At 67.6% G+C, this 26,258-nt stretch carries 25 protein-coding genes and 1 riboswitch; of the genes, 10 read left to right on the forward strand and 15 right to left on the reverse strand.

What is annotated here, in order from left to right; translation table 11 throughout:
* Window positions 1-4: 4 nt before the first annotated feature.
* From KRX55_RS04595 to KRX55_RS04615, 5 genes are all read right to left on the reverse strand, one after another.
* Window positions 5-1,303 carry an MFS transporter gene (locus KRX55_RS04595; protein WP_218406619.1) on the reverse strand — a complete coding sequence of 433 codons (1,299 nt, stop codon included), beginning with the start codon at window positions 1,301-1,303 and terminating at the stop codon, window positions 5-7.
* Complete coding sequence (locus tag KRX55_RS04600) at window positions 1,300-2,055, reverse strand: MerR family transcriptional regulator (RefSeq protein ID WP_218406620.1); 756 nt, start codon at window positions 2,053-2,055, stop codon at window positions 1,300-1,302. The genes KRX55_RS04595 and KRX55_RS04600 overlap by 4 nt, the downstream gene beginning before the upstream one ends.
* Before the next feature lie 337 nt (window positions 2,056-2,392).
* Window positions 2,393-3,511, reverse strand: coding sequence for an ABC transporter substrate-binding protein (locus KRX55_RS04605; RefSeq protein WP_218406621.1), 1,119 nt, complete (start codon window positions 3,509-3,511; stop codon window positions 2,393-2,395).
* Window positions 3,512-3,554: 43 nt separating this feature from the next.
* Window positions 3,555-4,322: an ABC transporter ATP-binding protein gene (locus tag KRX55_RS04610; protein ID WP_218406622.1), complete on the reverse strand. Its 768-nt coding sequence runs from the start codon at window positions 4,320-4,322 to the stop codon at window positions 3,555-3,557.
* Window positions 4,322-5,359, reverse strand: a complete 1,038-nt coding sequence (locus tag KRX55_RS04615) for a FecCD family ABC transporter permease (protein WP_218406623.1) — start codon at window positions 5,357-5,359, stop codon at window positions 4,322-4,324. The genes KRX55_RS04610 and KRX55_RS04615 overlap by 1 nt, the downstream gene beginning before the upstream one ends.
* A 114-nt stretch (window positions 5,360-5,473) precedes the next feature.
* Window positions 5,474-5,695: riboswitch (cobalamin riboswitch) on the reverse strand.
* Between the two features lie 87 nt (window positions 5,696-5,782).
* Between KRX55_RS04615 and KRX55_RS04620 the strand changes: the two genes are divergently transcribed.
* The gene (locus KRX55_RS04620) at window positions 5,783-6,103 is read left to right on the forward strand and encodes a hypothetical protein (protein ID WP_218406624.1); all 321 of its coding nucleotides are present in this window, start codon (window positions 5,783-5,785) and stop codon (window positions 6,101-6,103) included.
* An 89-nt stretch (window positions 6,104-6,192) separates the two neighbouring features.
* Here KRX55_RS04620 and gatA read toward each other — a convergent pair whose 3' ends face one another.
* Together gatA and gatC are read right to left on the reverse strand one after the other, a co-directional pair.
* Window positions 6,193-7,686, reverse strand: a complete 1,494-nt coding sequence (gatA, locus tag KRX55_RS04625) for an Asp-tRNA(Asn)/Glu-tRNA(Gln) amidotransferase subunit GatA (protein WP_218406625.1) — start codon at window positions 7,684-7,686, stop codon at window positions 6,193-6,195.
* The gene (gene gatC, locus KRX55_RS04630; RefSeq protein WP_200258940.1) at window positions 7,687-7,986 is read right to left on the reverse strand and encodes an Asp-tRNA(Asn)/Glu-tRNA(Gln) amidotransferase subunit GatC; all 300 of its coding nucleotides are present in this window, start codon (window positions 7,984-7,986) and stop codon (window positions 7,687-7,689) included.
* Window positions 7,987-8,501: 515 nt separating this feature from the next.
* Between gatC and KRX55_RS04635 the strand changes: the two genes are divergently transcribed.
* Window positions 8,502-9,161, forward strand: a complete 660-nt coding sequence (locus KRX55_RS04635; RefSeq protein ID WP_218406626.1) for an amino acid-binding ACT domain protein — start codon at window positions 8,502-8,504, stop codon at window positions 9,159-9,161.
* A 19-nt stretch (window positions 9,162-9,180) separates the two neighbouring features.
* On the opposite strand, the gene ligA is transcribed toward KRX55_RS04635, so the two are convergent.
* Window positions 9,181-11,241, reverse strand: coding sequence for an NAD-dependent DNA ligase LigA (gene ligA, locus KRX55_RS04640; protein WP_218406724.1), 2,061 nt, complete (start codon window positions 11,239-11,241; stop codon window positions 9,181-9,183).
* A 124-nt stretch (window positions 11,242-11,365) separates the two neighbouring features.
* On the opposite strand from ligA, the gene KRX55_RS04645 reads away from it, so the two are divergent.
* Together KRX55_RS04645 and KRX55_RS04650 are read left to right on the forward strand one after the other, a co-directional pair.
* The gene (locus KRX55_RS04645) at window positions 11,366-12,037 is read left to right on the forward strand and encodes a 3'-5' exonuclease (protein ID WP_218406627.1); all 672 of its coding nucleotides are present in this window, start codon (window positions 11,366-11,368) and stop codon (window positions 12,035-12,037) included.
* Window positions 12,038-12,728: 691 nt separating this feature from the next.
* Entirely contained in the window at window positions 12,729-12,992 is a 264-nt protein-coding gene (locus KRX55_RS04650) for a LuxR C-terminal-related transcriptional regulator (protein WP_218406628.1), read from the forward strand.
* Here KRX55_RS04650 and KRX55_RS04655 read toward each other — a convergent pair.
* From KRX55_RS04655 to KRX55_RS04675, 5 genes are all read right to left on the reverse strand, one after another.
* A complete protein-coding gene (locus KRX55_RS04655) occupies window positions 12,989-14,026 on the reverse strand; it encodes a hypothetical protein (RefSeq protein WP_218406629.1) in 1,038 nt (345 codons plus the stop codon). The two genes, KRX55_RS04650 and KRX55_RS04655, sit on opposite strands and share 4 nt — an antisense overlap.
* Complete coding sequence (gene mnmA / locus KRX55_RS04660; protein WP_218406630.1) at window positions 14,023-15,126, reverse strand: tRNA 2-thiouridine(34) synthase MnmA; 1,104 nt, start codon at window positions 15,124-15,126, stop codon at window positions 14,023-14,025. The genes KRX55_RS04655 and mnmA overlap by 4 nt, the downstream gene beginning before the upstream one ends.
* A 118-nt stretch (window positions 15,127-15,244) precedes the next feature.
* Window positions 15,245-16,441 carry a hypothetical protein gene (locus tag KRX55_RS04665; RefSeq protein WP_218406631.1) on the reverse strand — a complete coding sequence of 399 codons (1,197 nt, stop codon included), beginning with the start codon at window positions 16,439-16,441 and terminating at the stop codon, window positions 15,245-15,247.
* Between the two features lie 102 nt (window positions 16,442-16,543).
* Window positions 16,544-17,254, reverse strand: coding sequence for a 3-oxoacid CoA-transferase subunit B (locus KRX55_RS04670; RefSeq protein ID WP_218406632.1), 711 nt, complete (start codon window positions 17,252-17,254; stop codon window positions 16,544-16,546).
* Window positions 17,247-17,996 carry a CoA transferase subunit A gene (locus KRX55_RS04675; RefSeq protein WP_218406725.1) on the reverse strand — a complete coding sequence of 250 codons (750 nt, stop codon included), beginning with the start codon at window positions 17,994-17,996 and terminating at the stop codon, window positions 17,247-17,249. Before KRX55_RS04675 ends, KRX55_RS04670 begins: the two co-directional genes overlap by 8 nt.
* Before the next feature lie 85 nt (window positions 17,997-18,081).
* Between KRX55_RS04675 and pcaD the strand changes: the two genes are divergently transcribed.
* The 5 genes from pcaD to KRX55_RS04700 all read left to right on the forward strand — a co-directional run bounded on the left by pcaD (window position 18,082) and on the right by KRX55_RS04700 (window position 22,829).
* Window positions 18,082-18,918 carry a 3-oxoadipate enol-lactonase gene (gene pcaD, locus KRX55_RS04680; RefSeq protein ID WP_218406633.1) on the forward strand — a complete coding sequence of 279 codons (837 nt, stop codon included), beginning with the start codon at window positions 18,082-18,084 and terminating at the stop codon, window positions 18,916-18,918.
* Complete coding sequence (locus KRX55_RS04685) at window positions 18,908-20,029, forward strand: muconate/chloromuconate family cycloisomerase (protein ID WP_218406634.1); 1,122 nt, start codon at window positions 18,908-18,910, stop codon at window positions 20,027-20,029. The genes pcaD and KRX55_RS04685 overlap by 11 nt, the downstream gene beginning before the upstream one ends.
* 27 nt (window positions 20,030-20,056) lie before the next feature.
* Window positions 20,057-20,344, forward strand: a complete 288-nt coding sequence (gene catC / locus KRX55_RS04690; RefSeq protein WP_218406635.1) for a muconolactone Delta-isomerase — start codon at window positions 20,057-20,059, stop codon at window positions 20,342-20,344.
* 308 nt (window positions 20,345-20,652) lie between these two features.
* The gene (gene catA / locus KRX55_RS04695) at window positions 20,653-21,519 is read left to right on the forward strand and encodes a catechol 1,2-dioxygenase (protein WP_218406636.1); all 867 of its coding nucleotides are present in this window, start codon (window positions 20,653-20,655) and stop codon (window positions 21,517-21,519) included.
* 83 nt (window positions 21,520-21,602) lie between these two features.
* A complete protein-coding gene (locus tag KRX55_RS04700; RefSeq protein WP_218406637.1) occupies window positions 21,603-22,829 on the forward strand; it encodes a thiolase family protein in 1,227 nt (408 codons plus the stop codon).
* A 61-nt stretch (window positions 22,830-22,890) separates the two neighbouring features.
* On the opposite strand, the gene KRX55_RS04705 is transcribed toward KRX55_RS04700, so the two are convergent.
* Both KRX55_RS04705 and KRX55_RS04710 read right to left on the reverse strand, forming a co-directional pair.
* Window positions 22,891-24,513, reverse strand: a complete 1,623-nt coding sequence (locus tag KRX55_RS04705) for a 4-hydroxyphenylacetate 3-hydroxylase family protein (RefSeq protein ID WP_218406638.1) — start codon at window positions 24,511-24,513, stop codon at window positions 22,891-22,893.
* Window positions 24,514-24,555: 42 nt separating this feature from the next.
* Window positions 24,556-25,080, reverse strand: coding sequence for a flavin reductase family protein (locus KRX55_RS04710; protein WP_370625755.1), 525 nt, complete (start codon window positions 25,078-25,080; stop codon window positions 24,556-24,558).
* A gap of 233 nt (window positions 25,081-25,313) precedes the next feature.
* Here KRX55_RS04710 and KRX55_RS04715 point away from each other — a divergent pair, with 233 nt between their 5' ends.
* On the forward strand, window positions 25,314-26,252 hold the full coding sequence (locus KRX55_RS04715; protein ID WP_218406640.1) for an AraC family transcriptional regulator: 939 nt from the start codon (window positions 25,314-25,316) through the stop codon (window positions 26,250-26,252).
* Window positions 26,253-26,258: the final 6 nt, after the last annotated feature.

The following is a 26,258-nucleotide window of genomic DNA, read 5'->3' on the forward strand; positions in this document are numbered from 1 at the left end:
CATCCTACGACCACCGCTGTTCCGAGGCCCCCGACGCCGCTGCACCCCGGTCGTCACCGGACGTCGCCTCCGGGGAGGATTCCGGCGGTGCCGGTGGTACGGTCCGGACTCCGAGGACTCCGGACCAGACACCGAAGGGGAGGAAACTGAGCCCGATGCCGAGGGCCGTGCGGTATATGCCGAAGGCGGCTATCAGTGGTGCGGTCGCGGTGAGTCCGACCGGCTGACTGAGGCTTCCGGCCGCGGTGAACAGGGACAGCGTCCGCCCGCGCACCCGGTCGGGGACGGTCTCGGTGATCAGGACGAGGTGCAGCGGGCCGAAGAGACCCGCTCCGATTCCGGCGAGCACCATGCCGGTGAACACGAGCGGGTCGTTTCCGAGTCCCCCCAGGAAGAGGAAAGCCAGGGTGAACAGGACGACGGTGGTCGCCCAGAGTGTCCGCCGGCGCCGGGTGCCGAGCACGGTGGCCAGTCCGCCGCCGATGACGAATCCGACGGCGTAGGTGGCGAGCACGGCCCCCATCACGGCCGGTGCGTCCACGGACTGGTAGTGGGCGGGCAGCAGGATCACCAGGTACGGGACCACGAGCATGGTGGACACCAGCTCCATGATGAGCAGGAGGCGCACGATGGGGTGGGTGAGGACGTCGCGCCACTGGCGCACGACACTCATGTCGGGGACATCCGGGTCCGTGTCCCCCGCGTAGCCACCTGTGTGCGCCACCCGCACGGTCGCGGTCAACGCTGCGGCGGCGAGGGAACAGCCCGCGGTGATCCACAGCACCGTGATCACCGGCTGCACCGCCATCAGCACGCCTCCGAGTGCGGGCCCGATCAGTGCTGCGACGCCCACGAGTGTCTGCATGATCCCGGCGAGTCTGTCCCGGGTCACCCCGGACGTGGCCGAGACGTCGCCGAGCAGTGACTGCCTGGCGGCCATTCCCGGCACGTCACCGACCGCACCGAACACGGCGAGCCCGATGAACCAGGCGAGCGTCAGTTCCAGGGAGGCGTCGACGGCGATGAGAGCGACGATGGACAGTCCGCTGATCACGTCGGAGATCACGCTCATGGGTTTGCGCCCGAGGGTGTCGATCAACTGACCCCCGATGAAGGACACGATCAGTCCGGCGACCGCGGTGACCGCGACGACGGTGCCCGCGGCTGCGGGGTCCCCGGTGCGGTCGAGGATCAGCCACGGCCACGCGATCAGCGCGATGGAGTTGCCGAACTGCGAGAGCCCCGCGGAGGAGAGGTACAGCCACGCGGAGGCGCGGTGCCGCACCGGGGTACCGGTCGTCACCGTGCGACCGCCGTATCCGTGAGCTGCCCGACCAGTTCGTTGAACCGGATGATGGCCGGAGGGATGTCCCCGATCACGGATTCGAGCACAACCGATGCGGGGAATTCTCCCCTCCGGAGTTCCTCCTCGTCGAGCTGCCGGATGTAGTCGGCCACCCGGCGGGCGGTCTCCGCCACGAGAGGATCGTCCGGCTCCACCGTCCACAGGTGGCTGACGTCCCGGAGCAGCACCCGGTACTCCACGGACTCGAGGGCCTCGGTCGCCCACCGGACACTGTCGTCGAACGTGTCCGGAACCAGCGTCCGGCAGACGACCCACACCCGGCCGAGTGCGCGGATGAATTCCTCGGCGACCCCGATCTCCCGCCACCGGCGGAACAGCGCCGCGGTCCCGTCGGACAGCCCGACGAGTTCCGGGGATTTCAGCCCGACGAGATGCCGGCGCTGGCCGGAGATCACCTTCGCCTCCTCCGCGAGACGCTCGGCCACCCGTGACCGGACCCGGGTGAAGACCCCGATGTCCATCTCGGTGACGCCGACGGGGAGGACCTCGAGGATGTCCGTCAACGTGAACCCCGCCTCGGCGAGGGACCTGACCCGGGCGAGCCGTACGGCGTCGGCCGGGGCGTAGATCCTTCGCCCCGCAGTGTCCCGCCCGGCGGGCGGCATGAGACCGATGTCGTGGTAGTGCCGGATCGTCCGCGCCGAGACCCCCGCGAAGGCGGCGAGTTCGCTGATCGTGAGCATCGTCATGGGCCCGAGCCTAGGCGCTGCCGTTGCGGCAGCCGCAAATGTCCGTCGCCCCCTCCAAGGTGGCGGTCGGGACCGCTGTACGGACGGTGGACGGGCCCGGCTGAGCGGGAGTGATCCTGCTGTCGCCCGATCAGGCCGTGAATGCCGGGTACCGCCGGTCAGACCCCGGGTGCGCCGGAACCGGACACCCCGCCGTCGGGGACACCGACGCGATCGGGCCGGGTCAGGTGTGCGGATCAACCGCCCACCGCCGGCCGGTATCGTTCCCGGCCGCCCCGGAGACAACGCGACATACGAACCTTCCGCCCGCGGGACGGTGTCCCTAGCTACGGTGTCCCTAGCTGAAGTACTCCTGGCCCGGGACGGACGCCGGCAGCTCCAGCTCGGGGACGATGTCGGACGCGGGGACGAGCTCGAGGTGCTCCAGACCCTTTCGGACGTGCTCGGCGGCGTCGATGTTCAGCGGGCCCGCGGTCCACATCGCGTAGGGCAGGTTGATGAACCTGTTCTCCTTGACGGCCGGCAGGTCGCGGGTCACCGGGTTGGTGCGCAGCAGCTCGATCTTCTCGTCGAGTTCCTGTCCCGGGTACTCGACGAACACGAATGCGTCGGGTGCGGAATCGGCGAGCTTCTCCCAGCTGACCTGGACCCAGGTGTCCTCGACGTCGTGTGCCCCGTTCTCGGCACCGGCGGCGTCGAGGATCGACTCCGGGGCGCCGAAGCGTCCGGAGGTGAACACGGCGTCCGTGCCGGAATCGAACAGGAACACCACGGGGCGGTTCTCGGGCTGCGGTGCATCCTCCAGGGCCTTCAGGCGTTCATTCTGGTCCCGTATCACGGCCTGGGCGGTGTCCGGGGCCCCGACGATCTCACCCATGTTGGCCAGGTCGGTCTCCACGGAGGTCCACGGGTCCACGATCCCGCGGGCGTCGGTCCCCTCCTGGCGGCACGCCTCGGTGAGGATGTAGGTGCCGATGCCCCGGTCGGCGAGGGAGTCCGGGGTGATGTTCTTCTCGTCCGACAGCCCGTAGTTCCAGCCTGCGACGTAGATGTCCGGCTGTTCGGCGACGATCTGCTCGAGCGAGGGGTACTTCTCGGCGACGTCCCTCAGTCCGTCGACGACGTCGGCGCCGTACTTGGCGGCGAGGATGTCGCGGTCACGCTGCACGGAGCTGACCTCGGCGATCCTGTCCCGGCCACCGGCAGACAGGACGGTGGCGATGATGTTGCCGTCGTTGACGAAGAGCTTTTCGGTGGCGTCATAGGTGACCTCGGTGCCGCAGTTCTCCACGGTCACCGGCCCCTGCGCCGTCCCGGCACCGGCCGCCGCCGTTGATTTCGCGTCACTCGCCGCGGTGTCGGTTGAGCCGGTCGTTCCGGAGTCTCCTCCGGAGCAGCCGACCAGCAGGGTCGAGGTGGCCAGTACGGCGATGAGCGCCCTGGTCGTGTTCTTCATGGTGTTCTCCTTGGTTGGGTGGTGGTGGGTGGTGTTCGGACGGTCAGAGGGTGTCGACGATCAGATGGGGGTTGCGCGCCTGATCGAGCTCCGCGATGAGGGCCCCGACGTCGAAGGCCGTTCGCATCCGGTCCGGGGTGAGCACCTGCCCGGACGGACCGGCGGCGAGGACACCGTCCCCGTGGAGCAGGACGACGCTGTCGAAGTACACCATCGCGAGGTCGAGGTCGTGGACGGTGGCGATCACGGTCCGGCCCGTCGAACGCAGCACCCCGAGAAGGTGCAGTTGGTGGTGGACGTCGAGGTGGTTGGTCGGCTCGTCGAGGAGGACCACCGGGGTATCCTGCGCGAGTCCCCGGGCGAGCAGGACCCGCCGGCGTTGTCCGCCCGACAGCTGGTCGCACGGGCGGTCGATCTCGGCCTCCATTCCGACGAGAGCGAGGCTGCCGTGGACGATCTCGTTCTCCCTCCGACCACCGAACTCCCAGGGTCTCCGGTGCGGCAGCCTGCCGAGGGCCACCGTCTCGCCGACCGTGAGATCCCCCGGCGGGGTCTCCTCCTGCCCGACGAACGTGACCAGCTTCGCCCGCTTCCGGGGTGGCAGGCGGTGCACGTTCCGACCGTCGATCTGAACCTCGCCGGAGTGGGGGCGGGTGATTCCGGCCAGGCACCGTAGCAGGGTCGATTTCCCGACGCCGTTGACGCCGACGATGGCGGTCATGGTGCCCGGCTCGGCGGCCCAGGTGACGTCCCGCAGGATCGTCGTCCGCCCGATGCCGCAGTCCAGCGCGTCGATCTTCATGTCCGCCATCAGCTGTGCCCCTCGTAGCGGTACCTGTTGCGCCCCATGAGCAGAAGGAACAGCGGGGCGCCGAGAATTCCGGTCACGACGCCGAGCGGTATCTCCTGCGGTGCCGCCGCGACCCGGGACAGCACGTCGACCCAGAGGAGGAACACCGCCCCGGTCGCGGCGGCGACGGGCAGCAGCCGGATGTGCAGGGAACCGACCATGAGTCGGGCCAGGTGCGGGATGACCAGACCGACGAAGCCGATTCCACCGGAGACCGCGACCATCGCCCCGACCAGGAGCGCCTGGATGAAGAACAGTGCCTGACGGAGCAGTCCGACCCGCACCCCGAGCGCGGCGGCGGTGTCGGGACCCGCGGCGAGTGCGTCGAGCCGGGAGGACAGCGACATGAGGATCACGACCCCCACGACGACGACACCGAGGGGCAGGACCACGCGGTCCCACTGGGCGCCGGCGACGGAACCGAGCATCCAGAACATCACCGACTGCGCCGCCCGGGATTCCGGGGAACGGAACACGAGGAAGCTCGCGATCGCGGAGAACGCCGACGACAGCACCACGCCTGAGAGGATCAGCCGCAGGGGCGTGATGCCGCCCTGGATCACGGTGACGGCGTACACCGTGGCCGTCGCCCCGAGCGCACCGACGAGTGCGCCGCCGGAGAGTGCCCAGACGCCGAATGAGCTGAACATCCCGAGGGTGATCACCGCGGTGGCCCCGACGCTCGCACCCGCGGACACACCCAGCAGGTAGGGGTCGGCGAGGGGATTGCGCACGAGGGTCTGCATGGCGACCCCCGAGACCGCGAGCCCGGCGCCGACGATCAGGGCGAGCAGACCCCGGGGCGCGCGGAGCTGCCAGACGATGGCGTCGACGGCGGGATCGGGACCGACTCCGCCGCCGAGGTGCGCGCGGACCACGGTCCACACCTCGTCACGGCTGTACTCGACGGACCCGAAGGTCAGGGAGATGACGAAGCTGGCCGCACCGACCGCGATGAGGATCAGGAACAGCAGGGGGGTTCTCACCCGTCGGAACACTCGGCGCCCTCTCCGGGGCGCGTGGGGCAGTTGTGACGGAAGTCAGTCACTCTTACGCTCCTCGCCCGGAACGATCCGGGCCATCTGGGTGCGCCGGATCGCGCGGCACGGACCTCTGAACTAGCTGAGCCGGCAGGTATTCGGACTCGAGGATCACCGTCCCACGGAACCGGCCTTCCCGGCGGTATCGACCGCCAGTGACCCCGACGTCCCTGGGGACGGTCGGTCATGCTCCGTGGAACTTCCCTCTCACCGCTGCGCGCCAGTCCCGGATTCACACCGGATTCCCTCTTCGTTCGCGGGCACTGCTGCCCGACCGGCTCACTGGAAGAATCCCTGAAATCGTAACAGGGGTGGCCGGCGACCGCAGCAGATTCACTCACACCGCCCCCGCGCGAGTGCGCACGCTCTAAGGTGGTGGGCATGGACATGACACTGAAGAAGGCCGAAGACGTCAACACAGCAGCCGTGGTCACCACCGGACTCATCGGTGGGTGGCTCACCGCGCGCGAGACCGGGATCCGGCCCCTCGGCGGGGTGCTGCTCGGCGCCGCGGGCGTCTGGGCGGCCCGCAGCTGGGCGGCGAAGAAGGGACCGGTCACGGCCACGGCTCTGACCGCCCTCTACGTCGGGGCGTTCGGCGCCTCGCATCCCCTGGCGAAGAAGATGGGCTCCTGGCCCGCCGTCCTCACCGTCACCGGTGCAACAGCCGCCGCCGCATACCTGGCGAGCGACCGCGGCTAGGCCCACAAGCCGCTCGGGCGTACGAGGAGGGGTCGGTATCCGGATCCGGATACCGACCCCTCCTCGTGCAGACGGTCAACGAGGGAGCGTCAGCTCCGGCCGGCCTCGAACGCTGCACCGACCCGGTAGAGGCGGTCATCGGCGAACGCCGAGGCCATGATCTGCAGACCGACGGGCAGTCCGGTGTCCGCGGCGAGACCGGAGGGCAACGACATACCGCACACACCGGCGAGGTTCAGCGGCAGCGTGCACAGGTCGAAGTTGTACATCGCCATCGGGTCGGAGACCTTCTCCCCCAGCTTGAACGCCGTGGTCGGCGTCGTCGGGGAGATCAGCACGTCGCACCGCTCGTAGGCGCGGGTGAAGTCCCGGGCGATGAGCGAGCGCACCCGCTGCGCCTGCAGGTAGTAGGCGTCGTAGTAGCCGACGGACAGGGCGTAGGTGCCGAGCAGGATCCGGCGCTTGACCTCGGGGCCGAACCCGGCGGCGCGGGACAGCGACATGACCTCCTCGGCGGAACGCTGGCCGTCGTCGCCCTCGCGGAGGCCGTAGCGCATGCCATCGAAGCGGGCGAGGTTGGAGGACACCTCGCACGGGAGGATGAGGTAGTAGGCGCCGAGCGCCTCGTCGAAGTGCGGGCAGTCGACCTCCACGATCTCCGCGCCCTGGCTCTTCAGTTGTTCGACGGCGGCGTGGAAGGAGTCGAGGACACCGGTCTGGAATCCCTCACGGTCGAACTGCTTGACCAGACCGATCTTCACGCCGCTCAGATCACCGGAGGCCCCGGCGCGGGCGGCGCCGACGACATCGGCGACGGGACGGTTGACGCTCGTCGCGTCGAAGGGGTCGTGGCCGGCGATGACCTCGTGCAGCAGCGCGGTGTCGAGGACGGTGCGGGCCGTCGGGCCACCCTGGTCAAGGGATGAGGCACAGGCGACGAGCCCGTAGCGGGACACGGTGCCGTAGGTGGGCTTCACACCGACGGTGTCGGTGAGTGCGGCCGGCTGGCGGATGGAGCCGCCGGTGTCGGTGCCGATGGCGAGCGGTGCCTCACCGGAGGCGAGGGCCGCGGCGCTGCCGCCACCGGACCCGCCGGCGGTGCGCTCCGGGTCCCAGGGGTTACGGGTCGGGCCGTAGGCCGAGTTCTCGGTGGAGGAGCCCATGGCGAACTCATCCATGTTGGTCTTGCCCAGGATCGGGATGCCCGCGGCACGGATCCGCCCAGTGACTGTGGCGTCGTATGGGCTCATGTAGCCCTCGAGCATCTTCGAGCCGCAGGTCGTCGGGGCGTCGGTGGTGGTGAACACGTCCTTCAGCGCGAGCGGGACGCCGGCCAGCGCGGAGGCCGGCTCCTCGCCCGCATCCAGGGCGCGGTCGACCGCGGCAGCGGCGGCCAGGGCCTCCTCCTCGCCGACGTGGAGGAAGGCGTGGATCTCACTGTCGACGGCGTTGATCCGGTCGAGGTGTGCGCGGGTGACCTCGACGGAACTCACCTCACGGGAGTGGATCTTCCCGGCGAGTTCGGCGGCGGAAAGCCTGGTCAGTTCGTCGCCCGAGGCGGAGTAGCGCAGATCGGTGGTCATCTAGTCTTCCTCCCCGAGGATGTGCGGAACCTGGAAACGCTGTTCTTCGACGGCGGGCGCCTGATCGAGCGCCTGCTCTGCGGAGAGGGTCGGCAGCACGACATCCTCACGCATCGGGGTCTGGATGGCATGCGGGTGGCTCATCGGCTCGACGTCCGAGGCGTCGACGCTCCGGACCGCGCTGACGTTGGCGATGATGTCGTCGATCTGCTCCACGAAGGCGTCGAGCTCTTCGTCGGTGAGGGCCAACCGGGACAGTTTGCCGAGGTGTGCCACCTCTTCACGGGAAATCTGGGACACGTCTGTGCTTCCTCTTTTCACGTCATTGTCACGTCGGAGCGCACCCTCCCCCGTGATTCCCGCGGCATCGAGGCGCCGCAAGGGGCGGGGACCGGTACGTCCGTTGCTTGGTGTGCACACCACTTTAACGCACGGCCCCGGCACACCCGCCGCCCAGCCGCCGCGAAGCCGCCGGAGCGGAATACCGCACACCGGACCGCGGTGGGCCCTCGCGCGACGCACGGCGACAGCGGCTCTCGTTGGGTCGGCCCCGGCCACCGCCGGGGAAGACCGCCGGACCCCGCCGCTCCACCACTGTGACCGGGGAAACTCCGAATCGGATGGGATCGCGTCACCGGGTCGCTGAGACCCGTGGGAACTTCAACGGCACCACGGGCGTTGTCTGTGTGAACCGGTGCCCGCCGCATCCGGACCGGGAACAATTTCCGGGCCTTCCGGCGGCACTCTCCCGCGGGGCCGACCGGCCTCGTACCACGGAAGAACGACGACAACCCGCGAAAGGTCACCTGCTGACGATGTCCTACCTCCTCCGCGTGCTCCTGCCCGACGTCCCGGGAAGCCTCGGCCAAGTGGCGGAGGCGCTCGGCCTCGTGGAGGGCAACATCCAGTCCGTCGACGTCGTGTCGACGTTCCCGGACGGCACCGCGATGGACGACATCGTCGTCTCCCTTCCCCCGACGCTGCTGCCGGATTCCCTGATCAGTGCCGCCGAGCAGGTGGAGGGGGTCCAGGTCGACTCGATCCGTCCGTTCTCCGGGACCGTCGACCGACGCGGTCAGATCGAGATGCTCGCACTGGTCGCCAGGCACCGCCGGAACATCAACCGGGCGATGACCGAGCTGGTCACCGTTCTCCCCCGCACGATGACCTCCGGGTGGGGTGTCGTCGTCGACACGGAACCGCGGCTCAACCGGATCGCCGCGTCGCAGGCCGCTCCGGAGGATGACGGCTCCAATCCGCAGGCGACGATCGGGACGGCCCGTGTCCTCGACCCGGACCGGGACACCTGGATCCCGGATTCCTGGGCTCTGCTGGACTCGGCGCTCGCCGCCACGCCGATCCGCGGGACGAGCCTGGCACTCGTCGTCGGCCGCCCCGGCGGACCCGACTTCCTCGCCAGCGAGGTCGAGCACCTGGGCCACCTCGGCGACATCATCGGTTCGATCCTCAAGTAGCGGCCACGGTCGCGGGCACTCAGTCCCCGGCCGCCACCGCCTGCGCCCCTCCCGCCAGGAGCAGGTCGAAGCCCGCCTCGTCGAGGATTCTCAGACCGAGCTCGCGCGCCTTCGTCTCCTTGGATCCGGCGTTCTCCCCGACGACCACGAAGTCGGTCTTCCTCGACACCGACCCGGAGGCCTTCCCGCCCCGGGAGATGATGGCCTCCTTCGCGCTGTCGCGGGTGTGGTTCCCGAGGGCCCCCGTGACGACCACGGTCAGGCCCTGAAGGGTCTGCTCGGGGAGTTCATCGACGGAGTCCTCCATCGTCACCCCGGCCTCCGCCCATGCGTCGACGATCGCGCGGTGCCAGTCCACCCCGAACCAGTCGAGGAAGCTCCGGGCGATGATCTCCCCCACGCCCTCGGTCTCGGCGAGCTCGGTGACATCCGCTGAACGCATCGCCTCCAGGGACCGGAACCTGGACGCGAGCGCCCGCGCGGCGGTGGGACCGACGTGCCTGATGGACAGGGCGACGAGCACGCGCCACAGCTCGACCCGTTCCGCGGCCTCCCGCAGGTTCTTCAGCAGCTTGTGTCCCTGGGCGTTCACCTTCCCGGCCTTCGTTGTGTAGACCGATGAACGCTCCAGTGCTTCCTCGGTGAGCGCGAAGAGCCCGGACTCGTCGGCGAGGATCCCGCTCCGGATGAGATCGATGGCCCCCTTCTCCCCGAGCGCCTCGATGTCGAAGGCCCCGCGGCCGGCGAGGTAGGTCAGGCGTGCGGAGAGCTGGCCGGGGCAGCTGCGGGCGTTGGGACAGCGCCAGTCGGCGTCCTCGGCGCGGGTCGGGGCGAGCCGGGTCCCGCACTCGGGGCAGAGCGTGGGGAACACGAAGGTCCGTTCCGTGCCGTCGCGTTTCTCGACGACCGGCCCGAGAACCTCCGGGATGACCTCCCCGGCCTTCCGGATGACCACGGTGTCACCGATCAGCACACCCTTGCGGCGCACCTCCGTCTGATTGTGCAGGGTCGCCATGGAGACGGTGGATCCGGCGACGAGGACCGGTTCCATCACGGCGAAGGGAGTGACCCGTCCGGTACGGCCGACGCCGACCTGGATGTCCACCAGGCGGGTCGTGACCTCCTCGGGCGGATACTTGTAGGCGATGGCCCACCGGGGCGCGCGCGATGTCGAACCGAGGGCGCGCTGGGCCGCGAGATCGTCGACCTTGATCACCACCCCGTCCATCTCGTGGGTCGCGTCGTGCCGGTGCTCCGCCCAGTACCGGACCCGCTCGTGGACCTCGGCGACGGACCCGACGGCCCTCGTGTACGGCGAGACCGGCAGCCCCCAGTCCGCGAGCGCGAGGTACGCGTCATACTGCGACCGCGGGGTGAATCCCTCGACCGCACCGATTCCGTGGCAGATCATCCTCAGACGACGTTTGCGCACTTCCGCGGTGTTCTTCTGACGCAGGGAGCCGGCGGCCGCGTTCCGGGGGTTGGCGAAGGGTCTGCCTCCGTCGGCTATCCGGAGGGCGTTGACCTCGGCGAAGTCTTCGACCGCGATGAATACCTCACCCCGGACCTCGAGCAGGTCGGGCACCGGATGATCGTGGCTTGCGGTCAGCTCGTGCGGGATGTCGTCGATCACCCGGGCGTTGGCGGTGATGTCCTCGCCAATCCGCCCGTCGCCGCGGGTGGCGGCACGTTCGAGGCGCCCGGCCCGGTAGACCAGATCGATCGACAGGCCGTCGATCTTGAGCTCGGTGAGGTACCTGGCGGCGGGGGTGCGGGCCAGCCACTCGTCCAGTTCCCCGGTGTCGAAGACGTTGTCGAGGCTCAGCATCCGCTCCGGGTGCTCGACATTGGCGAAGCTGGAGGTCTCGTCGACCGGTGCGCCGACCTGCATCGTGGGGCTCTCCGGCACCGCGAGTTCCGGGTGCTCGGCCTCGAGCTGCTGGAGCTCACGGAAGAGGGCGTCGAAGTCCGCGTCCGGGATCGACGGCTGGTCGTTGTAGTAGAGATCCCGGTGGTGGCGGACCTCTTCCGCGAGTTCGGTCCACCGCCTGCGGAGCCCGGTGTCGTCACCGTCCCCGATCGCGTCGGTCCGGTCTCCGGGGGTGTTGTCGCTTCGATTCACGGCTGTCAGTCTAACGACCCCGCCGCCGGGCCCCGTCGCCCCGTCGGCCACGGCCCGGTTACGTGTTGTCTAGGGTTGTGGCATGACGAACTTCGACCCCTCCGCGATGCTCTCCTTCGATCTGGAGACCACGTCGGCGAACCCCATCGAAGCCCGCATCGTCACCTCGGCGATGGTGCGCATCGAGGGCGGGAACGTCGACCCCGTCGAACTGCTGGCGGATCCCGGGGTGGAGATCCCCGCGCAGGCCTCCGAGATCCACGGAATCACCACCGAATACGCCCGCGAGCACGGACGCCCGCACGACGAGGTTCTCGCGGAGACCGTCGAACGCATCCGCAGGGGCTGGGCGGAGGGCCTGACGCTGATCGTGTTCAACGCCGCCTACGACCTGACGGTGCTGCGGAAACTCACCGGGGATTTCACCGTCACCGGACCGGTGTTCGACCCCTACGTGATCGACCGAGCGAAGGATCCCTACCGGAAGGGCCGGCGGACACTCGGGTCCATGTGCGAGCACTACAAGGTCCGCCTGGACAACGCCCACGAGGCAACCTCCGATGCTGTCGCCGCCGCCCGTGTGGCATGGGTCCAGGCCCGCAAGTGGCCGGAGCTGGTGTCCATGGACACCGACGAACTCATGGAGAACCAGGCCGTCTGGCACCACAACTCGCAGGCCAGCCTGAAGCGCTACTTCGAGGGGCGCGGACGGGATGCCTCGGACATCAGCACGTCGTGGCCGATGCGGGGCTGATCAGGTCCGGGTCCACCACCGGACTGGCCCGGAGAGCGGCGGTGCGACTCCTGCACCGGCCGGGGGCGGGTGTGCGGTGCGACTCAGCGCCGCACACCCGGGCGCGCAGTGTCCGGGCCCGGATGTCCCGGAGATTCCGGAGTAAGGCGTCCACCCGACGGTGACCGCCCGCATTCGACCACGGTCCGTTGAGTTGTGCGGGTGCGGCCGGTCATCCGGACTCCGTGCCCGTCCCCCGGTCCGCGGCGGCTGTGCGGTGGACGGACGGGCCCGGTCGGTGCGGTGGCCGACGCGATCGGCGACAGCACGGCGGAAAACGTCCGCTCACGGGTCCGGGAACCGGAGGACGTGGGGTTCCGCTGGACGGTCCTTCTCGATCACCTCGGCGGGACGAACGTCCGGAAACGGGGAGAAACCGGAGGGAACCCGTAAATCACCCCGATCCGGATAAATCGGTGGGACCGGGTGAGATCTTCCGGGACATCACTGTGCCGACAGAACAGGTCCTCCCGCCATTTCTCCGGTCAACCAGGGGATACACCGCCTCCAACGGGTCGCGATGATCCCATCCCCTAGGAATTGACGGGTTGGAACCGTGCTGAAGCAATGCGACGATCAGTGCTTGACAGCATCCGTGTGCGTGTACGCACACACGCCGACCACCTTGGTGAAAACAACAGAGGGATCAACCATGACCCAGATCTTGGATTCAACCCGGGATACCGCGCGACCGACACCCCGGCTGACCCGGAGGGAGGTCCAGGTCGCCCGAACCTGGTTCCGGTCCCGGTCGAAGGCCGTCGCGGCCAGGCATCTGGCCATCCGCGAGGACACCGTGCGCAGCCACATCACCAATGTGAGGAACAAGTATCACGCGCTGGGGAGGGACGCCGGAACCAAGTCCGCCATGAAGGCACGGATGCTCGAGGACGGTTTCCTGGAGGAACCCCGCTAGAGGTCGCCCGCGTCCCGGGTGAGCATTCCCGCCACGGTCCGGGATGCGGCCAGGGCACGGACCGCCACGTCCGTGGGTACACCGGCCAGGCTCGACCGGGGATGGACATCGACCATCGAGGTGAGCTGATTCCGGTGCAGCCCGAGTTCGTCCCAGAGACGGGCGATCCACACCGCAACGTCCCGTGAGTACCCATCCAGATCCCCGGAGGCCGGGAAGCCGGTGAGACCGACGGGAATGGCGCCCAGTCCCACCCTGACCCCCTCCGAGACCGCGGTACCGAGACCGTCGAGCTGCGCTGCACCCGTGACGTGCCGTGGATCAAGGAGAACGGTGTCCGCACCACTGACACCGGCGACCTCCCAGAGCGGCGGTGCCGCGGTGAGGTTCAGCAGTACCTCCGGCACCCCGGCGTCCCGCAGTTCTCCGCTGAACGCACGCAGCCGTTCAGCGGCGTCCGGGCCGGGCACCGCGCGGATCGTGTCGTAGTCGGATGTTCCCCGCAGAGTTCCCCGGCACACGTCCGCGAGCAGGGGTTCGTCAACCTGGACCACCACCGCGGAGCCGAATCGACGGTGAACGTCGGCCACGTGCTCGAGCGTGCCGTGGATCAGGGCGCCGGTGAGGTCCCTGAGGGCTCCCCGGTCCGTGATGGCCCGGTGCCCGTCGGGGAGTTCGATCGCGGCGGCGAGCGTCCAGGGCCCGGTCACCTGGATCTTCAGCGCCGCAACCCCGGATCCCCAGACGTCGCCGCAGGTGTCGAGATCGGCCTCGACGAGGTCCCTGGAACGCCGGGTGAGCAGCTGCGGCCTGGCGCACAGACGCCAGGCCCTGGGCCCCGGCTCGACGTACAGTCCCGCCAGGAGGGCCGCGGTGCGTCCGACCGGATCGGATCCCACCCCGCGAGCGGGTAGCTCGGGGAAGGCCGGGAGATCCCCGGTCTCCCCCAGCACTATCTCGGCGGCCGCCGCCGGGTCCGTACCGGGCATCGGGCCGAGACCGAATCCCCGGCTCCGGGGGGTGTCCGACGTCATCCGGCGGACTCCGTCCCGCAGATCGTGCCGGAGCCGATGACGATGTCCCCGTCCGGGTCCGGGAGGTAGAGCACGGCGGCCTGTCCACGGGCGACACCGGAGAGCGGGTCGCGGAGCGCGAGTTCCATCGCGTCGCCGTCCGTGTCGACCCGCGCCCGGCACGGGACCACCCCGCCGTGGGCGCGCACCTGCACCTCGCAGTCGAACTCACCGGCCATGCCGGGATGGAGGACCTTCAGCCGGTCCGCGTGGATCACCGACACCGCGAGTCTCTCCCACGGCCCGACGGTGACCGTCCCGGTGGCGGCGTCGATGTCGGTGACGTACCTGGGTCGGCCGTCGGCGGCCGGTTCCCCGAGTCGCAGGCCCTTGCGCTGACCGATGGTGAACGCGTGGACGCCGTCGTGGTCACGGAGCTCGCGTCCCGTCTCGTCGACGACCATGCCGGGGCGCAGGCCGATGTGCCGGCCGAGGAACGCCTGGGTGTCACCGTCGGGGATGAAGCAGATGTCGTAGGAATCGGGTTTCTTCGCCACGGCGAAACCCATCGCCGCGGCTTCGGCGCGGATCTCGGGCTTGACGGTGTCGCCCACCGGGAACATGCAGCGGCTGATCTCCCCGGCACTGAGTACACCGAGAACGTAGGACTGGTCCTTGTTCGGGTCGACCGCGCGCCGCAGGTAGCCGTCCCCTCCGTCGCACGGCTGGGTGAGCCGGGCGTAGTGGCCGGTCGCGACGGCGTCGAATCCTAGCGCCACGCCCCGTTCCAGGAGCGCGGTGAACTTGATCTTCTCGTTGCACCGCAGGCAGGGGTTCGGGGTCTCCCCGTGGGCGTAGGAGTCGATGAAGTCGTCGATGACCTCGGCGCGGAACCGCTCGGAGAAGTCCCAGACGTAGAAGGGGATGCCGAGTGCGTCACAGACACGACGGGCGTCGGCGGAATCCTCCAGCGAGCAGCATCCGCGGGCGGATTCCCGGACGGTCTGCGGGTCCCGCGAGAGCGCGAGATGGACTCCGGTGACGTCGTGCCCGGCGGCCTTCGCCCGTGCGGCGGCGACGGCGGAATCGACACCGCCGCTCATCGCCGCAAGTACTCGCATCGTCCCTGTCCTCCCGTGTCTCCCTGTTCCCGTTCACGGCCCGGTACCACGCTGACCGCGGAGTGGGCCGTGCCCCAGGGTAGCGGTCGATGGAGGGATCCTCCCAACCGCGTCAGACTCATCTCCCGCAGGACAGTTCCGGTTCTCCCAGGACCGTCGCGGCGAGCAGGGACATGTCCGCGGGGAGGACGACCGTACCGAGGTCCGCGGTGCACGTGGTGTCGTCGGGATCGAACGCCGTCACGGAGAACGTGCCTGTCGACGGGTCACCGCCCCAGGCGACACCGAGCGCGCGACCGTCACCGCCACCGGTGACCGTGGCGCCGGCGATCCCGGTGAGTTCGGAACCGACACTGCGGAACCGGGGCTCCGGGGTGAAGGTGTAGCTCTCGATCAGCCCATCTCCGCTGATGCGGTGGATCGAGCCGTCGGCTGCGGTGCCCCCGGAGGTGTCGATGCCCCGGACCTCGGACGCGGGTCGGAAGGTGTCGACGGTGGTGCGGGTGGCTTCACCGCCGTCGACGGTCACGGCCGTACCGTCGCCGGACACCCAGCTGACCGTGTCGCCGCAGCCGGCACGGCCCCACACCGGGGCGGGGCCGGCGGGGAGCACCTCCGAACGGATGTCCTCCGGACCTGAGGCCGTGATGCGGGAGACGGCCACATCCTTGCCGAGCTCCCCGCCGTCGAAGCTCGGCGCCGGGGAGGCGGCCGCCAGCCAGGAGATGTGTCCGTCGGCGCATTGTGTCAAACCCACGGGCACTGAATCCGACACCGTGCTGAACGATGAACCGTCAACTCCGATACTGATGATCAGGTGCGCATCCGGACGTCCGCCGTCGCCGGCGGCGTACGCGAAAGCGGCACGCTCGCCGGTCTCGGACGGGACCGCCCCCGTGACGAAGCCGACCGGGTCGCCCTCCACGTGGTGTCGGGGTTCGAGACTGGCGTCGTAGACGGTCACTCCGGAGCTGTCCGCGACGGCCACCCGGCCGTTCGCGAGTGGAACCAGCCCGGGGAGGATCGACTCGCCGGAGGAAGCGACGGTGTCGATCACCCCGTCCGGATCAACCTCCCCCAGTTCGGTGACTCCGGGAGAACCCGTGAGCACCACGAGACGGCGGCCCGGGATCCCAGGCCGGGATTCCGTACCGGCGGTTTCGGACCGGGCCGCGGTCTGCTCCCCCGGTGACGTAACCTCATCTCCGGGTGATGCCGTATCCGAACACGCGCTCAACGCCGCGACGAGCACGGCCGGGAAGACGAGCGCAGCGATGTACGATGCTGTTCTTCTCCGCATCCGGTCAGGGAGCACTCCGGTTCTCCTCTTCTGCGTCTGTCTCGACAGATGACCTGTCCATGCTAACGCGGCGTCGGAACCTTCCGGCCGGGGGGAGGATCCACCACCGGGTCGATATCACCCGAGTACCGCGACATCGACCGGTGTCGCGTCGGCCAGGTCCAACCGCATTCCGGTCAGCCGCTGGACCTCCACCGGACTCATGCCCGGGTGGTACTCGCGGAGAACCGGTACCGGATCGGCGATGTCGATGACGGCGATATCGGTGACGATGGTGTTCACGCACCTCCGACCGGTGAGCGGAAGTGAAGTGACGTCAACGAGCTTCGGTTCCCCCGACCGGGTGCAGTGGTCCATGAGAACGATCACCCGACCGACGCCGTGAACCAGGTCCATCGCTCCCCCCATCCCCTTCACCATCCGGCCCGGAACCATCCAGTTGGAGAGATCACCGGCCGCGCTGACCTGCATACCACCGAGCACCGCGACGTCCACGTGTCCGCCACGGATCATCGCGAAGGACTCCGAGGACGAGAAAAGCGCGCCGCCGGGCTCGAGGGTGACGGTTTCTTTTCCGGCGTTGATGAGTTCGGGATCGACCTCTTTCTCGGTGGGATACGGCCCCACCCCGAGCAGGCCGTTCTCCGAGTGGATCGTCACGTGCAGGTGTCCCGGAATGTGAGCAGGCATGAGGGTGGGCATCCCTATTCCGAGATTGACGTGGTCACCTTCCCGCAGTTCACGGGCCGCCCTGGCGGCCATCTGCCGTCGGGTCAGTCGGGGATGTGGTTCCGGTTGTGTCGGCCTCCCGGTATTCAGGTCAGACATCGGACACCGTCCTGTTCTCGATTCCGGTCGGGCGGGGACCCACGACGACGACGCGGTCGACGTACACCCCGGGTGTGTGGACATCCTCTGGCGGTATCGCGCCCGGCTCCACCAGGTGTTCCACCTGCGCTACCGTGATCCTTCCGGCGGTAGCGGCATCGGGATTGAAGTTGCGAGCGGCGCCACGGAAGTAGAGGTTGCCGTAGCGGTCTCCGAGATGAGCGTGGACGAAAGCGAAATCGGTGACGATTCCGTGCTCCAGGACGTAGGTGCGCCCACCAAACTCCCGGTGTTCCTTCGGGGCGCTGGTCTCCGCCACTCGACCGGCGCCGTCGTACCTGAGCGGCAGGCCGCCGTCGGCGACCGGGGTACCCACGCCCGCGGGTGTGAAGAACGCCGGTATTCCCGCACCACCCGCGCGCAGGCGTTCCGCGAGCGTTCCCTGCGGGGTGAGTTCGACCTCAAGCTCGCCAGCGAGGTACTGCCGGGCGAACTCACGGTTGTTGCCGACGTATGAGCTCACGGCCCGGCGAACCCGGTGAGCCGCGAGCAGCAGTCCGAGGCCTCGGTCGTCGGTCCCGAGGTTGTTGCTGACGATCTCGAGCCTTCCCGCCCCCTGACGGAGCAGTGCCCGGATGAGGACGTCCGGGATTCCGACGAGCCCGAATCCGCCCACAGCGAGACTGGCTCCGTCGGGAATGTCTGCGACCGCAGCCGCAGCCGAGTCCACCACTTTGTTCATCATGAACTCACCATAACCAAATGTACGCATGATGTACACTAATTCACATAGCGCACACCAGAATTCCGGAGGATCCATGCCACTCATGCTCGAGAACACCCTCCTCACCGTCCAAGGGAGCACACCGGTGGTGTTCCTCGGCTCCCTCGGAACCGATCACTCCATGTGGGATCCGCAGGTCAGACACCTTTCCCGCCGACATTCGACCATGGCTGTGGATCTACGCGGACACGGCGCCTCCCCCGCTCCACCCGGCCCCTATTCGATGACCGAGCTGGCGGACGACGTCCGTGCCACCATCGACGGAGCAGAGCTCGGGACGTGCCACCTCGTCGGCCTGTCACTCGGCGGCGCCGTCGCACAGGAGCTCGTGATCGCCGAACCGCACCGCTTCCACTCCCTCACTCTCATCGCCACAGCCGACCGCTTCCGGGAGGCGCACGGGTGGCTCGACCGTGCGGCCACGGTCCGGGCCTCAGGAATGGGGGAGGTGGCGTCCGCCGTCATCGACCGATGGTTCACCCCCGGGTTCAACGGCACCGCGGACCGGGAGCGGTGCCTCGCAATGCTCCGCGAAACCCCGGCCGAGGGATACGCGGGATGCTGCGAGGCGCTGGCCGGCTGGACCAGCGGAGACCGACTCTCCGGGATCACGGTTCCGACACTCGTCATCGCGGGAGCGGAAGATCCGGCGACGCCGCCGACGGTCGTCAGGAAACTGGCACTGGAGATACCCCGGTCCGAGTTCCGGGTGCTCTCCCCCGCCGCCCACCTAGCCAACCGTGAACAGCCCACCGCGGTGAACGAACTCTTGGCCGACCACCTGGAACGGAATGACCCCGACCCCCGGCCGCGACCGCGAGAATCAACCTCAACCGCCCGGATCAACCACCGGCGCACCAGGAGCCACGATGGACAGTGAATGGCTGATCGAGGACATCACCACCCGCATCCTCGACGTACCCCTCATCAGACCCCACCGTTTCGCCACGATGACCGCAACCCATCAACCGATTCTCCTCGTCGAGACACGCCTGGCCGGCGGGGCCGCGGGATGGGGCGAAGGTGTCGTACCCGGCGGCCCCTGGTGGGGCGGCGAGAGCGTGGAGACCATGCAGGTGATCGTCGAGCGGTATCTGACTCCGATCCTGCGGGGAACCGATGTCCGGGAACTCCCGTCGACCATGGAGAAGTGCGGTGGCGTCGTGGCCGCTTCCCCCTTCGCGAAGGCCGCTGTCGAGATTGCCTGCCACGATGCCTGGGCACGGGCCCTGGAGGTTCCGCTCCACGATCTGCTGGGGGGACGCTTCCGGGACCGGATCGACGTGACCTGGGCACTCGGTGTAGCCACCGTCGGGGAGATGGAAGATGAGATCGCCACCCGGCGCACCACCCACGGAACCGGATCTTTCAAGCTCAAGATGGGCGCGGGAGATCCCGCCGCGGACACGGCACGAATCGTCGAGCTCGCCGGGATCCTTGGCGGGGAGGTGGGGCTCCGGGTCGACGTCAATGCTCGGTGGAGCCGACTCACGGCTCTGCGGATGCTCCCGAAACTGGTGTCCGCCGGGATCGAGGTCGTCGAGCAGCCCACTCCCGCCGGCGATATCGAGACGCTCGCCGAACTCCGCAGAGCGACCGGAGCGGTGATCATGGCGGACGAGTCGGCGATGACCGCGGGCGACGTACTCCGCCTCATCCGTCACGGTGCCGCGGACATCATCGCGGTGAAGACGACCAAGTGCGGTGGTCTCGCCGAGGCGGGGAGAATGGCCGCCGTCGCGATGGCCGGCGGCCTCGCCTGCCACGCCGCAACCAGTATCGAGGGACCCGTCGGGACAGCGGCGAGTGCCCACTGGGCGGCATCCAGCCCAGCCGTCACCTTCGGCAGTGAACTGTTCGGACCACAGCTCATGTCCGTCAACTACTGCACGGCAGAACTCGACTATTCGGATGGAACGGTCGAGGTACCGACGGGTACGGGAACCGGACTCACACCGGATCGGCGGACCGTCGCCCGACTGTCCCGCTAAAAACACCTCTACGAGAAGGAGAACACGATGGCCCTCTACCACGTCCGAATGGACGTCTCACTGCCCGATGACCTCGACCCCGCGGAACGTGAAACCCTGGTGTCCACGGAGCGGCGGTACTGCCATGAATTGCAGAGCGCCGGAAAATGGCCGCACATATGGAGAATCGTCGGTGCCTACTCCAACATCAGCATCTTCGATGTGGACAGTCCCACGGAGCTGCACGACATATTGTGGGGCCTCCCCCTGTTCCGCTACATGGTGGTCACGGTGACTCCCCTGTCGAAGCACCCGTCCGACATTCTCTCCGACTGATCAACCGACCCACCCCCGCGGGACAGCGAAGCCCGCACCGTCACGGCGGTGCGGGCGATCAGCCATGTATAGATAATGTGTTCTATTGGGCGGCGAGAGCGAAGTCGACGACATGCGCCATACAGGAGTCAAGTACCGCTTCTGCGCATAGTGGCTATCACCTGCGCAGATCGGACACTTGGACGTTGACGAATCTAACGTTGCGGAGCACAGTGGAATCAGAAAGTGATCCAGATCATCATTTACTACCTTCACCCGTATTCGTAAGTGTGATCGGATCGTCCCGCCCCTCAAGTCAGGAGACCATCATGTCAACCCCGACAGTCACATCGACCACGAAGACACCGAGCGCCCATGACTCCGGTATCGCCGCCACGGAGCTGTTCAAGGCCGCGCGCTTCACCTGCGACACGTCCGTGGAACGTGCCGGCGCCATCTACAAGGATCTGCTCGCCGCTCTCGCGCAGGTCATCCACGACCATCAGATCACCTACGACGAGTACCACGTCCTCATGCAGTGGATGGTCGACGTCGGTGAGTACGGTGAGTGGCCACTCTGGCTCGACGTGTTCATCGAGCACGAGATCGAACAGGTCAACTACGACCGGAACCACTACGCGGGCACCAAAGGCTCGATCGAGGGACCCTACTTCGTCCCGGACGCCCCGAAACTGCCCTCCGTCTGCGAACTGCCTATGCGGGACAAGGACCGCGAATCCAAACCCCTGGTCTTCCACGGTCAGGTCACCGACCTCGATGGGGTTCCGCTCGGTGGCGCGCTCCTGGAGATGTGGCACGCCGACGAAGACGGCCTCTACTCGCACTTCGCACCCGGAATGAACATCCCGGACTGGAATCTCCGCGGCACCGTCGTCACCGACGAGGAGGGACGTTTCGAGGTCACGACCATCGAGCCGTCGCCCTACAAGATTCCCGCCGACGGCCCCACAGGCTGGTTCATCAGCTCGTACGGCGGCCACCCGTGGCGCCCCGCCCATCTGCACCTACGGATCAGCCATCCAGGTCACCGGGTCATCACGACGCAGCTCTACTTCGAGGGTGGAGAGTGGGTCGATGACGACGTCGCCGCCGCGGTGAAGCCCGAGCTGATCCTCCGCCCCGAGAACAACAGGGTTGAGTACAACTTCCGGTTGGATCCCGATTCCGGACAGTAGTGTCCCCGCAATTCCCGCGACCCGGCGATTCGCCGGGTCGCGGGTTCGCCCTTTTCCGTCATCTGGAGAAAGTGGAGCACCCCATGACTACAGCTGATGCGTTCATCGTCGCCGGAAAACGCACCCCCGTCGGCCGCTACGGCGGCGCTCTGTCCAGCGTGCGCCCCGATGACCTCGCCGCCACCTGCCTCCGCGCAGTCATCGACGACACCGGAATTCCACCGGAAGCCGTCGACGAGGTGATCCTCGGCAACGCCAACGGCGCCGGCGAGGAGAACCGTAACGTCGCCCGCCTCGCGTGGCTGATCGCCGGCTACCCCGACACCGTCCCCGGAATCACCGTCAACCGACTCTGCGCCTCCGGTATGTCCGCCATCACCCTCGCCGCCACCATGATCCGCGCAGGCGACGCCGACATCGTCATCGCCGGTGGCGTCGAATCGATGTCCCGCGCACCCTGGGTCCTGGCGAAACCCGAGAAGCCGTTCGCCAAACCCGGGGAGATCACCGACACCTCCATCGGGTGGCGGTTCACCAACCCGGTGCTCGCGGCACGGGACAAGGCGACGTTCTCCATGCCGGAGACCGCCGAGGAGGTCGCCCGGGTCTGCGGGATCAGCCGCACCGACGCCGACGCGTTCGCCGCGCAGTCACAGCAACGGGCCACAGCAGCCATCGAGGCCGGACACTTCGACGACGAGATCGTCCCCGTCGAGGTCACCGGGCGCAAGGGAGCGGTGACCGTGGTCGACACCGATGAGGGCCCACGCCCGGGCACCACCACCGAGGTGCTTGCCCGGCTGAAGCCGGTCGTCGCCGGCGGCGAGGTCGTCACCGCGGGCAACAGTTCCTCGCTCAACGACGGCGCCTCCGCGGTGGTGGTGTGTTCCGAACGTGCCCTGAAACGTTTCGGCCTGACCCCGCGGGCCCGGGTCGTCGGCGGTGTGTCCGCCGGTGTCGCACCGGAGGTCATGGGACTCGGCCCGGTCCCGGCGACCCGGAAACTCCTCGACCGCATCGGCTGGGGCATCGGGGATCTGGAGGCCGTCGAGTTGAATGAGGCGTTTGCCACGCAGTCGCTGGCCTGCATCCGTGATCTCGGCCTGGACCCGGGGATCGTCAACAGCTGGGGTGGGGCGATCGCGCTCGGTCACCCGCTCGGCTCCTCCGGGTCCAGGATCGCCATCACCCTGCTGAACCGGATGGAGCACGAGGGCGCCCGGCGCGGCCTGGCGACCATGTGCATCGGCGTCGGACAGGGCGCCGCCCTCGCCCTCGAGCTGGACACCGGGACGCGCGGCTGGCCGTAATATGCGACCGAGCCGCCGCGATCCCTGGGATCGCGGCGGCTCGGTCAAACGCAATTCAGGGTCAACTGTTCCTGCGGTACGCGTAGACGTCATCGTTGCTGATGAGGTCCGGGACGGTCCAACCGTCGAGGTCGTACTCAGCCATGAAGTCCTCGGCCAGTCCCCGCATGGAGCTCGTCCGACCACGGTCATTCGCCGCGAACAGCAACTCGGCCTTGACGTTCTCGTGGTTACCCGAGTAGTTGCGCTCGTACAGTTCATGCCGGCCGCCGAACTCCGAACCGATGGAGTCCCACAGCGCCTTCATCACCTTTACCCGATCCACCGCGGTGATCCCGTTGGAACCACGCACATACTTGTCGAGGTAGGGCCGGATCTCGGGATTCCGGAAGTCCTCGGCGGAGCTGGGCAGGTAGATCAGCCCGGAGGCCACGTCCTGCTCGATGATCTCCTTCACCCTCGGATATCCCTGGATCATGAACATGCGGTAGGTCAGGCCGTACTCCAGCTTCGGTATGACTGTCCCTTCCTTCCAGGGTTCCGGGTCCCGCGCCATCGACTCGGAGAGCGACCAGAAGAGGTTGCGCCATCCGATGACCTCGCCCACGCGGGTCTGCACCCCCCGGAAACCTCCTGCACCTGTCGCGTCGAGCGCCTTGAGGAGCAGACCGGCGATGAAGTCTAGCTTGACCGCGAGCCGGGTGCAGCCCTGGAACGTGAACCTCGGAAGGAAACCCGACTGGGGGAAGAAGGCGTTGATCTTCTCGACGTCGCCGTACATGAACACGTTCTCCCAGGGTACGAGGACCTTGTCGAAGATGAAGATCGCGTCATTCTCGTCCATCCGGCTGGACAGGGGGTAGTCGAAGGGCGTGCCCGCAACCGCGGAATTCTGTGCATAGGAGGTTCGGGAGATCAGCTTGACACCGGGGGCGTCCATGGGCACGGTGCAGATCAACGCAAACTGACGTTTCTTGATGGGAAGACCGTAGTGAGCGATGAAGTTGTAGTTGGTGATCGCCGAACCGGTCGCCACCACCTTCGCTCCGGATACAATGAGTCCGGCATCGGTCTCCTTCTCCACCTTCATGTAGACGTCGCCGACCTGGTCCGGCGGGAGCTGCCGGTCAACCGGTGGATTGATGATCGCGTGATTCCAGTAGAGGACCTTTTCCTGGCTCTCCCGGTACCAGCGCTCCGCATTGTCGCCGAACGGCTCGTAGAGTTCCCGGTTCGCGTGGAGGGTGCCGAGGAAGGACGCCTTGTAGTCCGGGCTCCGCCCCATCCAACCATAGGAGATCCGGGCCCACGCGGCGATCGCGTCTCGTTCCCGGAGCAGATCCTCAGAGCACGTGGATGCCTTGAAGAAAGGCATGGTCACGCCACCGTTTCCGGTGTCCGTCGGCGTTGTCAGGGTCTTGACCTGATCACCAGTGTGCATGGCGTCATACATCCGCGCGACCATCCTGACGGAGTTCCGGAAGGCAGGGTGGGTCGTCACATCGGACACCCGCTCGCCGTGGATGTAGACTTCGCGACCATCCCGGATCGACTCGATGTACTCGTCTCCGGTCATCGGGTTGGAGGCGTAGTTCTTCTGGTGGTTCACCGGCTTGTCCGCCGCCGGATTGACGGTTCCTCCCTCGGTGTGGTCGGCATGGTCTTGGTCTGCTGAGCTGGTCATGACTGAGTCCTTGTCTGTCTGGGGGAATGCGCGGATGCGCACTCAGGGCAGCGGGGTCAGCGGTGCGTTGGCACCGAACCAACCCCCGAAGGGATCGTCCGCGGAGAAGTTCCAGCAGCTCTCGCGGCTCTCCGGTCCGATGGTGTGGAAACCGGATCGGAAGAACAGGATCGGGTCCGCCTCGGTGTTCACTTCGGCGTCGACGATCTCCCCGAGGTAGAGCACGTGGTCACCACCGTCGTAGTGGGTCCACGGTCTGCACCAGACCGTCGCGAGACATCCGGTCAGGGACGGGGCGATGTTGCTTTTGTCCCAGCTGATCGGACGGTCCTGCGGACGACCCGCGAAATGCAGCGCGGTCTCGGTCTGATCGCTGGCGAGAATGTTCACCGCGAAATTCGCCCCGGGAAGCAGCTGACCGGCCAGTGAGGATTTGGTCAACGTCACCTGACAGAGTCGCGGCGACTGGGACACCGACGTGAAAGCCGTGACGGTCGCTCCGTGCGGAGTCCCGTTAGGGTGGCCCACCGTGACGACCGTTACACCGGACGCGAACTGGCCGAATATGTTCCGTAGCTTCCGCGACTGGACCGGTGCCCCCTGCCCGGTCTCGACGTCTCCCGACCCCGAGGCCGATCGTGTCCCTGCTTCTCTCACTGATGCTCACTCCTTCACCGCTGGTTGAAGTGATCCGCATTTATGCTGCAAATCACAAAGTGGACGGTATATGATCTGCACAACAGGCGAAATCCGCAATGCGCACGTCTGTCCGCTATGCGAATACATGAGAGAGGTGGGCGATGCGGAACCACCACGGCCGCGATCACATCAAGAGGATCTCCCGCGAGGTGTGCGATCGATACTTTCCCCATGATCTGATCGTCCGTTCGCCGGTACTGACCGAGAACAGCCGCCTGGCGGGGCGAACCTTCAACGCGGTCACGCTGATCGGGCTGAAATGGGGAGCCGCGGTCCGGATCGACACCGCACACCCCGGGGGATACGCGCTGAACATTCCACTTCGCGGAACATTGACCGCATACCACCGGGGCGGAATTCTGCGGAGCGGGACGAATCAGGGAATCCTCTGCCCACCGGACACCGACATCTCTTTCCCGGACTGGGGCAGTGAGGTTTCCATGCTCGGTGTCCGAATCGACGAAGGATACCTCCACCACCAGGCCGAACTGGCCGGTATCCGCTGTCCCGAGACCCCGGTGACCGTGGACCTGGGAAGCGGGGTCGGTCGATCCTGGCGGGAGTTCATCGGTACCCTTCTGCCCGAGAACACGGCTGACGGCCATCTCGGCCAGCATCCACTGGTGGCCAGGCATCTGTCGGCGACGATAGCTTCCGGTCTGGTCGCCGTACTCGCCGCGGCACCGGCGGATCCGCAGAAGAACACCTGCTCTGACCGTCGGATCATGACCGCAATCGACGCGCTGGAGTCAGACCCGGCGCGTCCGTGGACGATCGCCGAGATCGCCGCGACCGCGAATGTGAGCGTGCGCACGTTACAGAAACACTTCAAGGAGGCGACCGGGGTCAGCCCCACGGAATACCTCCGGAACCTCCGACTCGATCTTGTCAACGATGATCTCCACGCGACCAGTTGGGGCTCCGGGGTGACCGTCACCGACGTCGCGGTTTCATGGGGTTTCACCCACATGGGGAGATTCTCCGCCGCGTACCGGCGCCGTTTCGGGGAACCGCCGAGCGCCACCATCCGCAGTGGGTGACGCCGA

The organism is Corynebacterium sp. TAE3-ERU16 (assembly GCF_019209935.1).
In the GTDB taxonomy this organism is placed as follows: domain Bacteria; phylum Actinomycetota; class Actinomycetes; order Mycobacteriales; family Mycobacteriaceae; genus Corynebacterium; species Corynebacterium antarcticum.

Coding starts and splice junctions, on each gene's coding strand:
- KRX55_RS04600 (WP_218406620.1), bottom strand. CDS start 2,055: ATGACGATGCTCACGATCAGCGAACTCGCCGCCTTCGCGGGGGTCTCG.
- KRX55_RS04705 (WP_218406638.1), bottom strand. CDS start 24,513: ATGACCAGCTCAGCAGACCAAGACCATGCCGACCACACCGAGGGAGGA.
- KRX55_RS04650 (WP_218406628.1), top strand. CDS start 12,729: ATGACCCAGATCTTGGATTCAACCCGGGATACCGCGCGACCGACACCC.
- KRX55_RS04605 (WP_218406621.1), bottom strand. CDS start 3,511: ATGAAGAACACGACCAGGGCGCTCATCGCCGTACTGGCCACCTCGACC.
- KRX55_RS04655 (WP_218406629.1), bottom strand. CDS start 14,026: ATGACGTCGGACACCCCCCGGAGCCGGGGATTCGGTCTCGGCCCGATG.
- KRX55_RS04635 (WP_218406626.1), top strand. CDS start 8,502: ATGTCCTACCTCCTCCGCGTGCTCCTGCCCGACGTCCCGGGAAGCCTC.
- catA (WP_218406636.1), top strand. CDS start 20,653: ATGTCAACCCCGACAGTCACATCGACCACGAAGACACCGAGCGCCCAT.
- mnmA (WP_218406630.1), bottom strand. CDS start 15,126: ATGCGAGTACTTGCGGCGATGAGCGGCGGTGTCGATTCCGCCGTCGCC.
- gatA (WP_218406625.1), bottom strand. CDS start 7,686: ATGACCACCGATCTGCGCTACTCCGCCTCGGGCGACGAACTGACCAGG.
- catC (WP_218406635.1), top strand. CDS start 20,057: ATGGCCCTCTACCACGTCCGAATGGACGTCTCACTGCCCGATGACCTC.
- KRX55_RS04715 (WP_218406640.1), top strand. CDS start 25,314: ATGCGGAACCACCACGGCCGCGATCACATCAAGAGGATCTCCCGCGAG.
- KRX55_RS04675 (WP_218406725.1), bottom strand. CDS start 17,996: ATGAACAAAGTGGTGGACTCGGCTGCGGCTGCGGTCGCAGACATTCCC.
- KRX55_RS04620 (WP_218406624.1), top strand. CDS start 5,783: ATGGACATGACACTGAAGAAGGCCGAAGACGTCAACACAGCAGCCGTG.
- KRX55_RS04670 (WP_218406632.1), bottom strand. CDS start 17,254: ATGTCTGACCTGAATACCGGGAGGCCGACACAACCGGAACCACATCCC.
- KRX55_RS04645 (WP_218406627.1), top strand. CDS start 11,366: ATGACGAACTTCGACCCCTCCGCGATGCTCTCCTTCGATCTGGAGACC.
- KRX55_RS04610 (WP_218406622.1), bottom strand. CDS start 4,322: ATGGCGGACATGAAGATCGACGCGCTGGACTGCGGCATCGGGCGGACG.
- KRX55_RS04685 (WP_218406634.1), top strand. CDS start 18,908: ATGGACAGTGAATGGCTGATCGAGGACATCACCACCCGCATCCTCGAC.
- KRX55_RS04700 (WP_218406637.1), top strand. CDS start 21,603: ATGACTACAGCTGATGCGTTCATCGTCGCCGGAAAACGCACCCCCGTC.
- pcaD (WP_218406633.1), top strand. CDS start 18,082: ATGCTCGAGAACACCCTCCTCACCGTCCAAGGGAGCACACCGGTGGTG.